Source organism: Streptomyces sp. col6, assembly GCF_008042035.1.
Taxonomy (GTDB): domain Bacteria; phylum Actinomycetota; class Actinomycetes; order Streptomycetales; family Streptomycetaceae; genus Streptomyces.
The window spans coordinates 599054-614030 of sequence record NZ_RDBL01000002.1 but is presented as its reverse complement, the minus strand read 5'-3'; the positions used below and the strand labels follow the sequence as shown (position 1 = coordinate 614030).

10 protein-coding genes are annotated in these 14977 nt (G+C 73.4%); 4 read left to right on the top strand and 6 right to left on the bottom strand.

Translation table 11 applies throughout. From position 1 onward, the window contains the following. Window positions 1-297 precede the first annotated feature (297 nt). A complete protein-coding gene (locus EAO73_RS02825) occupies window positions 298-1929 on the top strand; it encodes an ABC-F family ATP-binding cassette domain-containing protein (protein ID WP_147969848.1) in 1632 nt (543 codons plus the stop codon). A 167-nt stretch (window positions 1930-2096) separates the two neighbouring features. After that, on the top strand, window positions 2097-3071 hold the full coding sequence (locus EAO73_RS02820; protein WP_147969847.1) for an acyl-ACP desaturase: 975 nt from the start codon (window positions 2097-2099) through the stop codon (window positions 3069-3071). A gap of 61 nt (window positions 3072-3132) precedes the next feature. On the opposite strand, the gene EAO73_RS02815 is transcribed toward EAO73_RS02820, so the two are convergent. After that, complete coding sequence (locus EAO73_RS02815) at window positions 3133-6495, bottom strand: hypothetical protein (protein WP_147969846.1); 3363 nt, start codon at window positions 6493-6495, stop codon at window positions 3133-3135. A gap of 72 nt (window positions 6496-6567) precedes the next feature. Here EAO73_RS02815 and EAO73_RS02810 point away from each other — a divergent pair, with 72 nt between their 5' ends. Next, window positions 6568-7485, top strand: coding sequence for a chitosanase (locus EAO73_RS02810; protein ID WP_147970000.1), 918 nt, complete (start codon window positions 6568-6570; stop codon window positions 7483-7485). A 30-nt stretch (window positions 7486-7515) separates the two neighbouring features. Here EAO73_RS02810 and EAO73_RS02805 read toward each other — a convergent pair whose 3' ends face one another. Both EAO73_RS02805 and EAO73_RS02800 read right to left on the bottom strand, forming a co-directional pair. After that, window positions 7516-9099: a GMC family oxidoreductase gene (locus EAO73_RS02805; RefSeq protein WP_147969845.1), complete on the bottom strand. Its 1584-nt coding sequence runs from the start codon at window positions 9097-9099 to the stop codon at window positions 7516-7518. A gap of 97 nt (window positions 9100-9196) precedes the next feature. Continuing rightward, window positions 9197-9451 carry a WhiB family transcriptional regulator gene (locus tag EAO73_RS02800; RefSeq protein WP_073965723.1) on the bottom strand — a complete coding sequence of 85 codons (255 nt, stop codon included), beginning with the start codon at window positions 9449-9451 and terminating at the stop codon, window positions 9197-9199. 158 nt (window positions 9452-9609) lie between these two features. Between EAO73_RS02800 and EAO73_RS02795 the strand changes: the two genes are divergently transcribed. Next, window positions 9610-11799 (top strand): DEAD/DEAH box helicase, encoded by a 2190-nt coding sequence (locus tag EAO73_RS02795; RefSeq protein ID WP_147969844.1) that lies wholly within the window; start codon window positions 9610-9612, stop codon window positions 11797-11799. Between the two features lie 3 nt (window positions 11800-11802). On the opposite strand, the gene EAO73_RS02790 is transcribed toward EAO73_RS02795, so the two are convergent. From EAO73_RS02790 to ligD, 3 genes are all read right to left on the bottom strand, one after another. Beyond that, window positions 11803-12753, bottom strand: a complete 951-nt coding sequence (locus tag EAO73_RS02790; protein ID WP_147969843.1) for a multicopper oxidase domain-containing protein — start codon at window positions 12751-12753, stop codon at window positions 11803-11805. A gap of 147 nt (window positions 12754-12900) precedes the next feature. Next, window positions 12901-13962: an ABC transporter permease gene (locus EAO73_RS02785; RefSeq protein WP_147969842.1), complete on the bottom strand. Its 1062-nt coding sequence runs from the start codon at window positions 13960-13962 to the stop codon at window positions 12901-12903. Further along, window positions 13959-14969 (bottom strand): non-homologous end-joining DNA ligase, encoded by a 1011-nt coding sequence (gene ligD / locus EAO73_RS02780; protein ID WP_147969999.1) that lies wholly within the window; start codon window positions 14967-14969, stop codon window positions 13959-13961. The genes EAO73_RS02785 and ligD overlap by 4 nt, the downstream gene beginning before the upstream one ends. Window positions 14970-14977: the final 8 nt, after the last annotated feature.

The following is a 14977-nucleotide window of genomic DNA, read 5'->3' as shown; positions in this document are numbered from 1 at the left end:
ACGCTGCCGCGCGGGGCCCGTTAATTCGCTTGCTCCCTCTCCGGGGCCCCCGTACCGTCGTCGGCGTCCTTGTCGTCGCTGAATGGAGCAGGACGTTGCAGATCTGAGGTCGTGAGACACCGTGTCGCGCCCCGTGCCCGGTCTTTGCCGTGCCCGCGCGCCCGAGTGTGACCTCAGCTCCTTGAGCCGTCCTCCGTGACCAGGGCCTTCCTTCCGTCATCCCGGAATTCCGCGGAACGCCAGTGGCCGGTGTCTCACCCCGTTGCCCTGTCCTTCCTCGCAACCGGGAGATTCCTCATGTCTGCCCCCACGGCCCATCTCACCTGCTCGTCCCTCTCCTTCGCCTGGCCCGACGGCAGCTGGGCGCTGGAGTCACTCGATCTCACCGTGGGCCCCGGCCGCACGGGGCTCATCGGCCTCAACGGGGCCGGCAAATCGACCCTCCTGCAGCTGCTCGCCGGAGAACTCCGGCCCACCGGGGGCCGGATCAGCGTGTCCGGCGACGTGGGATATCTGCCGCAGAACCTGGTCCTGGACACGGAGTTGCGGGTCGACACCGCGCTCGGCATCGACGCGGTCCGCGAGGCACTGCACGCCATCGAGGCCGGTGACGTCGGCGAGGAGCGGTTCGCCGCGGTCGGCGACGACTGGGACGTCGAGGAGCGGGCCCGTGCCACGCTCGACGGACTGGGCCTCGGCCACATCGGGCTCGACCGCACGATCGGCGAGATGTCGGGCGGCGAGTGCGTGCTGCTGCGGCTGGCCGCGCTGCTGCTGGCCCGGCCCGGCGTGCTGCTGCTCGACGAGCCGACCAACAACCTGGACCTGTACGCCAGGCAGCGGCTGTACGCGGCGGTCGACGCCTGGCACGGGGTGCTGATCGTCGTCAGCCACGACCGCGAACTCCTGGAGCGCGTCGACCAGATCGCCGACCTGCGCGACTCCACGGTCACCTGGTACGGCGGCAACCTCTCCGCGTACGAGGAGGCGCTCGCCGTCGAGCAGGAGGCGGCCGAACGCATGGTGCGGGTCGCGGAGGCCGACGTGCAGCGGCAGAAGCGTGAACTGGCCGAATCCCAGGTCAAGGCGGCCCGGCGCAGACGGTACGGGCAGAAGCTGTTCGAGCAGGGCAGTGTGCCGAAGATCGCCGCGAGCGCCCGCAAACGCTCCGCCCAGGAGTCGGCTGGCAAGCAGCGCCTGATGCACACGAGCCGGCTGGCCGACGCGAAGGAGCGCCTGGACGACGCCGTCGACGCGGTGCGCGACGACGACGAGATCCGGGTCGAGCTGCCGCGCACCAAGGTCCATCCGGGCCGGGGCGTACTGGTGCTGCGCGATCTGGAACTCGCGTACGGGGCACGGGTCCGCGGGCAGTACGAGGTGCGCGGTCCGGAGCGCATCGCGCTGGTGGGGCGCAACGGAGCGGGCAAGACCACGCTGCTGCGTACGCTCGCCGGTGAGCTGGCGCCCGTGTCCGGGGAGGCGGTGACCGAGGTCCCGCTGCGTTTCCTGCCACAGCGGCTCGATGTGCTGGATGACGGGCTGAGCGTGGTGGAGAACGTGGCGCGGTTCGCGCCGGACGCCACGAACAACCACATCCGGGCGAGGCTGGCACACTTTCTGTTCAAGGGCGCGCGGGCGGACCGGGCCGCGGGCACCCTGTCGGGCGGGGAGCGGTTCCGGGCGGCGCTGGCGGCGCTGCTGCTGGCCGAGCCGGCTCCGCGGCTGCTGATGCTGGACGAGCCGACGAACAACCTGGACATGGCCAGTGTGCGCAAGCTGACCGCGGCCCTCGACGCGTACGAGGGAGCGCTCGTCGTGGCCAGTCACGACGTGCCGTTCCTGGAGTCGCTGGGAATCACGCGCTGGCTGCTGCTCGACGGCGAACTGCGCGCCACGACGGCCGAGGAGGTGCGCGCCGGGCTCTGACACGGCCGTGGGTACGCGGGGGGCTCTCCGCGTACCCCTCCGCCGATGGTGACACAGAGTGAGCGATGGTCGCCCGTTCGGGCTTGGCTTGGGCCTTACCGTCGCTTTAACCTACGGTCTCGTAACCTACGAGTCCGTAGGTAATTCTCCCGTCCCCAGGAGCCTCCATGACGATCACTTCTCCCCATCTCGGCAGTTCACAGGAGTGGACCGATGCCCACCTCCTGTTCGCGCTGGAAGAGGTGGTCGAGAAGGAGCTCAACCGGCATCTCAAGGTCGCCAAGGACTGGATGCCGCACGAGTACGTGCCGTTCTCCGACGGGCGCAACTTCCCCGGCGTCTTCGAGGACGGCGAGGCCTGGCGGTCCGAACAGTCCAAGGTCACCGACATCGGCAAGATCGCCCTCGTGGTCAACCTCCTCACCGAGGACAACCTCCCCAGCTACCACCACGAGATCGCCACGCTCTTCGGCCGCGACGGCGCCTGGGGCACCTGGGTGCACCGCTGGACGGCCGAGGAGGGCCGGCACGGCATCGTGATGCGGGACTACCTGCTCACCTCGCGCGCGGTCGACCCGGACAAGCTGGAGCAGTTCCGGATGGCGCACATGGCGGAGGGCTTCGAGTCGGACAACCGGCACTCGATGCTGCACTCCGTGGCCTATGTGGCCTTCCAGGAGCTGGCGACCCGCGTCTCGCACCGCAACACCGGCCACCAGTCGGGCGACCCGGTCTGCGACCGCATGCTGGCGCGCATCGCGACCGACGAGAACCTGCACATGGTGTTCTACCGCAACCTCCTGGGCGCGGCCTTCCAGCTGGCTCCGGACCTGACGATGCAGTCCGTGCGCGACGTCGTCGTCAACTTCCGGATGCCCGGCCACGGCATGCCCGGCTTCGAGCGGGCCGCCGCGCAGATGGCGATCGGCGAGATCTACAACATGCGCATCCACCACGACGACGTCATCCAGCCGGTGCTGCGCTATCTGAAGGTGCTGGAGATCGACGGCCTCGGCCCGGAGGGCCTGAAGGCGCAGGAGGAGCTCGGCCTGTACATGCACGGGCTGGACTCCGAGGCGGCGAAGTTCGACGAGAAGCTCGCCGCGCGCAAGGCGCGGATGGCGGCCCGCGCCCAGGGCTGACCGCACGAAGGGCCGCCGCCCCGGACACCGGGGAGGCGGCCGGACGGTTCCGGGGGTCCGCTCACTCCCGGACCGTCACCTCCGCGTACGCCGCGTCGCGCACCTCCCCCTCCGGATGCCGCCGCAGCTGCCGCAGCTGGGTGCGCCACGGCCCGCTCCAGCCCGTGTGCCGGCCGCCCGCCGCGACCAGCCGCACCGCGAACAGGCCGTGCGCGAGGCCGCCGTCCTCCGCGAGGCTCCCGGCCACCGCGAGCAGCGTCGCCGCCTCCTCCTCGCCCCGCGGGATCCCCTGGTTCCTGCCGAACGCGAGGGCGGTGCGGGCGGCGAGCACGGGCCGCCCCCTGTGCAGCAGCGCGAGCCGGTCGAGGGCGGCGTACAGGGCGTCGGGCCCGCTGTCCGGGTCCACCGCCCCGACCAGCAGTTCGGCGGCCTGCGGTACGTGGTCGCGGTGGCGGGCGAGGAGTTCACCGGCGGCGGTGAGGACCGAGCGCACTGCGGCGTCGGGGTGCGCCCCGGCCGCCGCCGCCAGCCGGTTCACCAGGTGGACGGTGCGCTGTCGCGCCGGCCGGTCGCGGTCGCTGCCCGCGTCGTCCATCTCCACGGTGTCCGCCAGAACGCCCAGCGCCCCCATGAACGCCCGCGCGGCCTCTCCCGAGACCGCGGCCGCCGCCCCGGCCAGCGCGTCGGCGGCCGAGCGCCAGGAGCGGCGGCGCGCCAGGTCCGTCGTGGCGGCGGCCAGCACCTCGCAGATGCCCGGCTCCCACGGTATCCAGCGCGCCACCACCGCGTGGGCGGATGCGGCCAGTTCCTCGTCGTCCGTGCCGCACACCTCCCGCACCAGGCGTGCGTAGCCGGTGCGGTGCGCGGCGGGCAGGTCCATGGGCCGCACGCGCAGGACGGCGGTGCGCAGCACGGCGGGCCCGGCGGCGGCTTCGGCGAGCAGCCGCCACATGCGCTCGTCGCCGAGGAGTTCGATGGCGGCGGCCACGCAGGCTGCCCGCACGTCGGGGTGCTGCTCGGGAACCTCGTAGCCCTCGGCGACCAGGCCGGCCGCGGTCTCCCGGGGCAGCCGGGACACGGCGAGGCGGACGGCCTCCTTGCGGCTGGTGACCTTGCCGGTGCCGGGGGCCAGGCGGGCGCGCAGCAGCGGGGCGAGGACGGAGGGCCGGACGTCCTGGGAGGCGCGGCCGGCCGCGAAGACGGCGACCCGGGCCCGGTCGTCCCCGGTGTGGGCGAGCAGGTCGGGCAGCACCCCGGGGGCCCGGTCGGTGTGGCCGAGGGCGGTGAGGGCGGCCTCGGCGAGCACCACGTCGTCCGAGCCGGTCCACTCCCGTACGGAGTCCGCGCCGGTCCCCGGGATGCGGGCAAGGGCCGCGACCGCGCGGGCACGTCCGTGCAGCGGCAGCTTCTCGTCGCGGGCGGCACGCCTCAGGGCGCGTTCGGCGGCGCGGTGCTGGCGGGGCACCCAGCGGCGGATCTCGGGCCCGGGGTGGACGGTCCAGGGCCTGCCGGGTGTCAGGAAGCGGCCGTGCGGCGGCGGGGTTGCCAGGTACGGGTCGAGGAGGTCGGTGCGGCTGTGGGTGAGGACCCGCAGCACTTCGGGCAAGGTGCCGGCGGACGGGTCGAGCGCGAGCAGCCGCTCGACGCGCCCGCCCCGGTCCGCGTCCGGTTCGAGCCACAGCCGGACGGCGGTCCGGGCGGTGGTGACCGAGCCGTAGCGGATCGCCTGCCACAGCAGGTCCTGGAGCTCGGGGAGCCCGGCAGCGCGGCGGCCCAGGGCCCGGGTGAGCGCGAACACCAGCCCGTAGTCGCTCTTCTCGGCGCCCGCCTCCAGCCACGGCCGCAGGGCCTCGAAGACGTCGTGCTCCTGGCCCCGGCGCAGGGTGCGGTCGAGGTGGCCGAGGTCGGCGCCGCCGGTGCTGCCGGAGATGCGGACCAGGGTGCGCAACGACCAGCTGACCAGAGAGCGGCGGCCCGTGACGGCGTGTTCGCGCAGCAGCCGCACGGCGAGGGTGCTCAGGGCGTGCCGGGTGGCGTGCGAGGAGTCCCGGGCCTCGACGGCGTCGGCGGCGAGCCGGTCCAGGGCGGGTTCCATGGCCTCGGTGAACAGGTCCGCGGGGATGCGCGCGAGGGCGAGCAGGGCGGCCGAGCGGACGGGGTCCTGTTCGTTGCGGAGCCTCGCCATGTCGTCGAGCAGTACGGCGACGGGTCCGGGCGCGCCGGTGCGCCCGGCGTTGCGGACGAGCAGCGGCCAGACGAGGGCCCGGTCGGCCGCCGTCGGCCGGCGGGTGGCGGCGAGCAGCTTCTCCCACACCTCGGCGGCCGGGAGGTAGGACTCGGCGAGCAGCACGGTGTGCCAGTCCTCGCCGCGTTCGGCCGCGCGGGCGGCCATGCGGCGGGCCTCGTCGGTGACACCGCTGCGGGGCAGCGCGTCGAGCAGGGCCGTGTCGACGGCGGGACCGCCCGGACCGCGCCCGGCCGTGACCGAGGCGTGCAGCGCGGTGCGCCGGCCCGGCGGGAGTGCGGCGAGGAGGCGGGCGAACCCGTCGGAGTCCTGGGCCATGGCCCGGCCCAGCTCCACGACGAGCCCGTCGGGCGCGGTACGGGCCAGGCGGACCAGGAGCCCGGCCCGGAGCGTGCGCGCGCCGCGCTCCAGCAGCGGACGGTTGGCGGTACGCAGCAGGAGCCGCGCGGTCCGGGCCGGGTCGGCCGCCGCCAGGGCGCCGAGGCTGCGCGACAGCTGCCACGGCAGGCTCACGGGGCCGAGGCGTTCGAGGAGATCGAGGACGCGTCCGGGCCGGGAGGCGACGGTGGCGGCGACCCCGGGTGCGTAGCGCCGCCACCACTCGGCGCGCTGCGGTTCGGGCAGTTCGGCGAGCTGTCGTTCGACGGCGTCCAGGAGGGGGCCGGGGTGGCGGCGGCCCAGGCCGCTCCAGCCGCGTACGGCGTACAGCAGTTCGGGCAGCAGCCGGGCGACGGCCTCGGCGGGGCAGCCCGGCAGCAGCACGGCCGCCTCGGCGTCGCCCCAGTCGGCGCGCACCCGGTCGACGAGCCGGACGGCGAGACCGGCGCGCCCGTCGGCGACGACGGCCCTCAGGAGGCGACGGCGCGCGGTGCGGGGCAGGTCGTCCAGGGCCTGTTCGTACGCCTCGTCCGGTACACCGAGGCTCCGGGCGACTCGCAGGGCATGCCCCTGAACGAAGGGGTCCGGGTCGGCGAGGTGCGCGGCGATCCACTCCCCGTCGCGGCCGACGGCCGCCGCGACCACGGCCGTCGCCCGCTCGTGCGGCCCGCCGCCGTCCAGCTCGTCCAGCACGGCACGCAATTCCCCCGAAGCGGACAGAACGCGTGCGCGGGCGGCGAGTTCACGCACGCGCGCGGGGTACGGAAGCGGATCGAGGGCCTTCAGCAGGGCGTCGGTCATGGGCCGATTCTGCCGTGCGGGGGTATGCCCTCCCCGGGCGGGCGGGAACCGTACGCTGTGCCGGTGAAACCTGTGACCCGCTTCGTTCTCATCGGTGCGCCGCTGGCGATAGCCGTCTCCCTCGTGTTCAACAGCGGCGGCGGAGACGACTCCGGACTGCCCACGGACTCCCCCAGGGCCGAGGCGACCGCGACCGGGCCGGTGAACCCGGACCCGTTCGCCGCGGCGGACGACGAGGAGCGCGAGGAGATGAACGAGCAGGTCGAGAAGGCACCTGCCGGGCTCGCCGCTCCGAAGATGCGCGAGGTCGCGTGGCAGCTGCTGGCCAGCGCCGAGGGTTCCACCCTGGACTGGCGCAGCCAGTACGGGACGATCGAGGACAGCGGCGACGGCACCGGCTACGCGGCGGGCCTCGTCGGGTTCTGCTCCGGTACGCACGACATGCTGGTGTTCGTCGAGGCGTTCACGAAGGACCATCCGGACAACCCGCTGGCCCCGTTCCTCCCGGCGCTGCGCAAGGTCGACGGGACCGGCTCGCACAAGGGCCTGGACCCCGGGTTCACGGCCGCGTGGAAGAAGGCTGCCGAGGACCCGGCGTTCCGCGCGGCGCAGGAGGAGGTCCGCGACAAGCAGTTCTTCGAGCCGGCGGTGCGCCTCGCGAAGCTCGACGGGCTCGGCGCGCTGGGCCAGTACATCTACTTCGACACCATGGTGCTCCAGGGGCCGGGGCACGAGGCGGACTCGTTCTACGGCATCCGGCAGGCGGCGCTGGCCGAGGCGGACACGGTCACGGAGGGCGGTGACGAGTCGGCGTACCTGGACATCTTCCTGGACACCGCTCGGGCCGTGATGAAGTCGAAGAAGAACCAGCAGCACGACACCTCGCGCATCGACACCGCGCAGCGCGTGTTCCTGGAGGACGGCGAACTGGACCTGGAGCCGCCGCTGACCTGGAAGATGTACGGCGAGACGTTCCGCATCCCGTCGTGATCCCCGTCCGGCGGCGGCCCCTCGCGGGGGCTACCGCCGGGCGTCCTGCCTGATCAGTTCGGCGGCCTTCTCGGCGATGGCGACCGTGGGCGCGTGGGTGTGGCCCCGGGTGATGCGCGGCATGACGGAGGCGTCGACGACGCGCAGGCCCCGGACGCCGCGCACCCTGAGCCGGGGGTCGGTGACCGAGCCGGTGTCCTCGCCCATCCGGCAGGTGCCGACGGGGTGGTAGAGGGTCTCCGCCCCGGTCCGGATCGCCTCGGCGAGGCGGTCGTCGTCGACCTGCCCCGGGTAGTGGCCCATGGGGGTCGACGTGTGCGCGGTGAGGGCCGGGTGGGCGAAGAGCCGTTCGGCGTGGCGCACACCGTCGGTCAGGCACCGCAGATCGGCCTCGGCGGCCAGGTAGCCCGGATCGATCCGCAGGGCCGAGCCGGGGTCCGGGTGGTCCGGGTCCAGGGTGATGCGGCCGGTGCTCTCCGGCTGGAGCAGGACGACGCCGATGGTGATGCCGTGCTCGGTGGGCGGGGTGAGCCCGTGGTCGATGAACGGCGCCGGGGCGAAGATGAGTTCGAGGTCCGGGGCGGCCGGCTCCGACGCGCTGCGTACGAAGGCGACGGCCTCGGCCAGGTTGGAACTGAGCGGTCCGCGCCCGGCCAGCAGGTAGCGGGCGATGTTCGCCGGGGTGTCGGCGCCGGTCATGGTCACCGGGCGCGGGCAGTGCAGGGTGACGGCGAAGGACAGGTGGTCCTGAAGGTTGCGCCCGACGTCCGGGGAGGCGGCCCGCACCTCGATGCCCGCGTCGCGCAGTTCGCCGGGGTCGCCGATGCCCGAGCGCAGCAGCAGATGCGGGGAGCCGATGGCACCGGCGCTGAGGATCACCTCGCGGCGGGCGGTGAGCGTGCCGGATCCCTCGGTCAGCACCCCGGTGGCACGGTCGCCGTCGAAGGCGAGGGCGCGGACGCGGGTGTGCGGGAGGACGTCCAGATTGGCGCGCCGGGCGGCCGGCTTCAGGTAGCCGTCGGCCGCGCTCCAGCGCCGCCCGCGCCGCTGGTTGACGGGTGTCATGGCGACCCCGCTGTGGTCGGGGACGTTCAGTTCGCCGAGGAACGGCAGCCCGTCCTCGCGGCAGGCGGCGACGAAGTCGGCGGTCAGCGGGGACGGACTGCGGGGCGGCGCGATGTGCAGCGGGCCCTCGGTGCCGTACACCGTGCCGGGCGCGGTGGGACCGGCCCACCGCTCGGCGCGCCGGAAGTAGGGCACGATCGCGTCGTGGCCCCACTCCGGCCCGGCGGCGCCGGCCCACGCGTCGTAGTCGTCGCGGTGGCCGCGCACCCACATCATGGCGTTGATCGAGGACGAGCCGCCGAGGGTGTGACCGCGCGGCCAGAAGAGCTCACGGCCGCCCAGCGCCTGCTGCTTCACCGTGCTGAAGTCCCAGTCGAACGGGGTCTTGAACAGCTTCGGGAACGCGGCCGGGATACGGATCTCCTGCTTGCGATCGGGCCCGCCCGACTCGACGAGGGCGACCCGGACGGTGGGATCCTCGGACAGCCGCGCGGCCAGCACGCAGCCGGCCGAACCCGCCCCGACGACGATGTAGTCGTACTCGCTCAACTCGGCTTCTCCTCCAGGTCGACGCGGGTTCCGCAGCGGTCACGGAACGCGCGGGCCGAATAACGGAAGGCCGAAGTCTCGCACGGGCGGGGCGGTTTCAGGCCCGGTCGCGCCCGACTCTGCGCAGCCGCTCGCGTTCCTTCTCGGACAGGCCGCCCCATACGCCGAAGCGCTCGTCGTTGTCGAGGGCGTACTCCAGGCACGCCTGCCGTCCCTCGCAGGCGTTGCAGAGCTGCTTGGCCTCACGGGTGGAACTGCCCGGGGCCGGAAAGAAGAACTCGGGCCCCGCCTGCGCGCACAGTGCTGTCTCCTGCCAGGAGAAGGCGGGGTCGGTCGCGGTGTTGATCAGCATGGTTGTCACACTGCCCTGCCCCGATAAACGACTGATCAACGCCGCGTCAATGGGGCGTCGTCCCACCCGGTGTCCGGCCCGGCTGTCGGTGGTGCGTGGGACGATGTGCGGTGCCGGACACGGAGACCGGCAGGACGTGCGGGGACAGAGGGACGTACATGACCGAGAGCGGGACCGCGGAGGGTGCGGCACCGGCCGGGCGGGCCGCCCGGGAACTGCTCGTGCGCGCCGACGGTCTGCTGGACGCCGCGCGGGGCGTGCTCGCGGACCGCACCCGGGCCGTCACCGCCGTGCGGACCTGCCTGGACCCTCTGCTCGACGCGCTGGTACGCGCCGATCTCGCCGCCATCCCCGTCGCCCGGCTGAAGGACGTCACCGAGGGCCGGCTGCGCCTCGGCGCGATCGAGCAGGCGGGCCTCACGACGGTCGGCCAGGTGTACGGGGCGAGCCGCTACGAGCTCCGCCAGATCCCGGGCGTGGGGGCGCAGACCGCCGACCAGACCCTGGCCGCGGCGGCGCAGATCGCGCACGCGGTGCGGGACACGGTGGCGCTGCGGATCGACGTGGACACCCGGGACGAGGCCGTGACCGCGCTCCTCGGCGCCCTGTACCGGCTGGTGGAGGCGGGTCCGGACGTGCGGCGGGCGGTGGACGGCGCCCGTGCGCTGGCCGAGCGCCTGGAGCCACCGCTGACGGCGGCCGGACCGGCGCGGGGCCGGCTGCGGATGCTCCTGGCGGGACGGCGGGCGCGGGCCGGGGTGCGGGAGGCCGTGACCGGCGTCCGGGCGGCGGTCAGCGACGCGGTGGAGCGCGGGCTGCCGCCGCTGTTCGCCCAGGTGTCGGCCGATCTGCTGCGGGAGCCGGAATCGCCGGTGGCCGCCTGGGTCGACTTCGAGCTGCGGTCCGCCGAGTACTACAGCCTGCTGGCGGAGCTGTCGGGTTCGGGGCCGGACCGGGACGCGGCCGCGGGGTTCCTGCCGTCGGGGATCGCCGACCGGGTGCGCGGGCTGCGGCTGGACGACGCCCGGCTGCGGGTGTCGCTGCGCGGCTACCAGTCGTTCGGCGCGCGCTTCGCGCTCGTCCAGAAGCGGGTGATCCTCGGCGACGAGATGGGGCTCGGCAAGACCGTCCAGGCCATCGCGGCTCTGGCCCATCTCGCGGCGCGCGGGGAGACGCACTTCCTGGTGGTGTGCCCGGCGAGCGTCCTGATCAACTGGACGCGGGAGGTCCGGGCCAGGTCCACGCTGCGCGCCGTGCCGGTGCACGGCCCCGAGCGGCGGGAGGCGTTCGCCGAGTGGCGCGAGACCGGCGGGGTGGCCCTGACCACCTTCGACGCGCTGCACACCCTGCCGGACGCGGAGCACGGCGGCGTGCGCCCCGGAATGCTCGTGGTCGACGAGGCCCATTACGTGAAGAACCCGGCGACCCGCCGTTCGCGCGCGGTCTCCGGCTGGTCGGCACGGACGGACCGGGTGCTGTTCCTGACCGGGACGCCGATGGAGAACCGGGTGGAGGAGTTCCGCAGCCTGGTCCGCGGTCTGAGGCCCGAGCTGGCCCCCGCGGTCAGCGCCGGCCAGGGCGCCGCGGGCTCGGAGGCGTTCCGCCGCGCCGTGGCTCCGGCCTATCTGCGGCGCAACCAGCGGGACGTGCTGACCGAACTGCCCGCCGTGGTCCAGGTGGACGAGTGGGAGGAGTTCAGCGAGGGCGATCTGCTGGCCTATCGGGAGGCGGTGGCCGCCGGGCACTTCATGCGGATGCGCCGGGCCGCGTACGCCCGTCCGGAGACCTCCGCCAAGCTGAACCGGCTGCGCGAGCTGGTCGCGGAGGCGGCGGACAACGGCCTGAAGGTGGTCGTGTTCTCGTACTTCCGCGAGGTGCTGGAGACGGTGCGCGAGGCGCTGGGCGACGGGGTGTTCGGGCCGCTGTCGGGCAGTGTGGCGGCGGCCCGGCGCCAGGAGCTGGTCGACGGCTTCGCCGCCGCGGAGGGCCACGCGGTGCTGCTGAGCCAGATCCAGGCGGGCGGGGTCGGGCTCAACATGCAGGCCGCGTCCGTCGTCATCCTGTGCGAACCGCAGATCAAGCCGACGACGGAGCACCAGGCGGTGGCCCGCGCGCACCGGATGGGCCAGATACGGACGGTCCAGGTGCACCGGCTGCTGGCCGCGGACAGCGTCGACCAGCGCATGCTGGCCATCGTGGCCCGAAAGGAGCGCCTGTTCGACGCGTACGCCCGGCGCAGCGATCTCGCCGAGACGACGCCGGACGCGGTGGACGTGTCGGAGGGTGAGCTGGCCCGCCGCATCGTCGAGGAGGAGCAGCAACGCCTCCGGGCGTTCGCGAGCCCGTAGCGCCTAGCCGTCGTGTCCGGGCACATGGCCGTCCCGGTCGGCGACGAGCAGCATCCCGCCCATCCCCCGGTCGGCGTGGCTCTGCACATGGCAGTGGTACATCCAGGCGCCGGCGCCCACGTGTTCGCCGGCGATCACCTGGAAGCCGAAGGAGTCCGCCGGGCCGACGATCTTCGTGTCGACGACCCGGCTGGGGTCGTCGGGGCCGGTGAGCATGCCCGTACGGTTGTCGGCCCAGCGATGACCGTGCAGGTGGAACGTGTGGTAGAAGTCGCCGTGCGTGATCATGACGACTTCGAGCCGTTCGCCGAGCGTGGTCGTGAAGTCGGGGGTCTTGCCGGCCGGGGTGTTGTTGATCGACATGCCGTTGAACACGATCGTGATGGTCCTGTCCGGCAGGATGTCGCCCCTGCGCCGGACGATCAGCGGCCCGTAGAGGCCCTCGCGAATGCCTTCGGTGCCGTGGTCGGAGCCGACGGCGTGGTCGTGGTAGTGCCAGTAGCCCGCACTGCCGGGCTGCCAGGTGCCGTCGCGGCGCATCCCCGGCCGGTGGGTGCGCCAGGTGTACGTGCGGGTGGAACCCGGCTCGACGGTGCTCCCGTTCATCCGGGTGCCGTCGCTGGCGATGTCGTAGTCGACGCCGTGCGCGTGGAGACCGGCGGGCACGTCCAGGGTGTTGACGAACTCGATGTGCAGGGTGTCGCCCTCGTCGAGCTCGATCAGCGGGCCCGGCACGGTCGCCTTGCCCTTCTCCAGCCCGTAGCCCATCCGGCCGTCCGCCAGCTGCTCCACATACATGCGCAGGTGCCGGACCGCTCCCCCGAAGGGCGCCGTCCGGGGGCTGGAGGGGGCTGCAACGGCCTGGGGTGCGGGAAGGGACAACGATGTCACCCCCGCCGCCGCGGCGACCCCGCCGCCCATCAGCATCCGTCGGCTGAAGCTTCTGCGGTCCATGTCGAACTCCCCACTGCTGACGGGTGCTGCCGAGGATGTGGCGACGCCCCGTAAGGGATACGGGAAAATCGCTTACCCACAGTAAGGACAAAGTCCGCCCCGGGGCCGCCATGGCCGTGGGCGAGTCGCGAAATGCCGTGCGGCGGATCAGGTGAGCGTCGCCGCGTGCTGCGGCATGTGCTCACGGCCGCCGGGGTGCCGGTGGCGCCACACCCAGAAGACGGTGCACGAGACCAGTGCCCAGCCCGCCAGCACCAGATACGGGAAGACGCGCTGGTGGCCCTGGTAGTAGACGGCGGTGTGCTGGGCGTTGACCGAGGCTCCCGGGGGCAGCCAGCGTCCGATGTGTCCGAGGAGCGAGGGCAGCAGCGGCCAGGAGACCGCTCCGCCGGACGAGGGGTTGCCCAGAAGCACCATCACGCCCCAGGTCGGCAGCATCGCCCAGCGGCCGATCAGGGTGTTGAACATGGTGAAGACCATGCCGGAGGTGAACATCGTGAACGCGAGGATCAGCCAGGACTCGACGAACGGCAGATCCACCGCGCCCAGCAGCCAGTCGACGACGGCGGCGATGGCGAAGGCGCCGAGGAGCGAGTACGCGACGGTGAAGCCGATCCGCTCCAGCGGGATCAACGACCGGGCGTGCACGCTGAGCTGGATGGAGCCCACGAACCCGACGATCACCGCGGCGAGCGAGATGTAGAAGAGCGCGAGCCCGCGAGGGTCGCCCTTCTGCAGGGGCTTGATGTCCTGCACGGCGACCGGGATGCCGAGGGTGTCCCCCACCTTCACGGCCGACTCGGCGAGCAGCTGGGCCACGGCCGCCCCGGAAGCGGCGGCCACGTCCAGGGACACGCCCCGGTCGCCGGAGCGCACGATCGCGAAGACCTCCTGCTCCTCCAGCGCCCGGCGCGCGGCGGCGGCCGTCGGGAAGACGTGGATGACCAGGGAGGCGTCCAGGGCCTTGTCCATCCCTGCGACGAACTCCCGGCCGCGCGCGGTGTCCGGCTCGCTGACCACGGCGGTGGGGACGCTGTGCGGGGTCGGGTTGGCCATGGCGTACGTGTAGGAGCCGGCGAAGAGCCCGGCGGCGGCGGAGAGGATGAACAGCAGGACGATCGCCGGGAAGTACGGGGACTCCTTGAAGCCCTGCCACTTCTGGCCCCGGGTCAGCGGCCGCCCGTGCGCCCCGTGCTCCGGCTCGCTCACGCCTCGTCGTCCTTGTCGCGGCGGGCGCGGCTCGGCTGCACGCGCTTCGGCTCGCCGGGCATCTTCGGGTACTCGGGCGGGTAGGGCAGGTCGCCGGGGCCGCCGTCGCTCGCGTGGCGGTCGGCGAGTTCCAGCAGCGAGTCGAGGCGGAACGCCTCCTGGTCCATGTCGGCGTGCACGTCGCCGTGTTCCGCGTACCGCACGGGCATGGTGCGCAGGTCGAAGTCGCGGGGTTCGGCGTCGTCCAGCTCCTCCCAGCGCAGCGGGGCGGAGACCGGGGCGTGCGGGAAGGGCCGTACGGAGTAGGCGGAGGCGATGGTGCGGTCGCGGGCGGTCTGGTTGTAGTCGACGAAGATCCGCTCGCCGCGCTCCTCCTTCCACCAGGCGGTGGTGACCCGGTCCGGCATCCGGCTCTCCAGCTCGCGGCCGACCGCGATGGCCGCGCGCCGGACCTCGGTGAACGTCCAGCGCGGCTCGATGGGGACGAAGACGTGCAGGCCGCGCCCGCCGGAGGTTTTGGGCCAGCCGCGCAGCCCGTGCTCGTCGAGGACGCCGCGCAGCTCCTGGGCGGCGCGGACCGCGTCGGCGTAATCGGTGCCGGGCTGCGGGTCCAGGTCGATGCGCAGTTCGTCCGGGTGGTCGGTGTCACCGCCCCGGACCGGCCAGGGGTGGAAGGTGAGGGTGCCGAGGTTGGCGGCCCAGAGGACGGCGGCGACCTCGGTGGGGCACATCTCCCGGGCGGACCGCCCGCTCGGGAAGGCGATCGTGGAGGTGGGGATCCAGTCGGGGAGGTTCTTGGGGGCGCGCTTCTGGTAGAAGAACTCGCCCTCGACGCCGTCCACGAACCGCTGGAGGGTGGTGGGCCGGTTGCGCAGCGCGCGCAGGATGCCGGGGCCCACGGCGAGGAAGTATTCGGCGACGTCCCTCTTCGTGTAGCCCTTCTCCGGGAAGTAGACCTTGTCCGGATTGGACAGCCGGACCGGCCGTCCGGCCGCTTCCAGCTCCACCGCTGTGC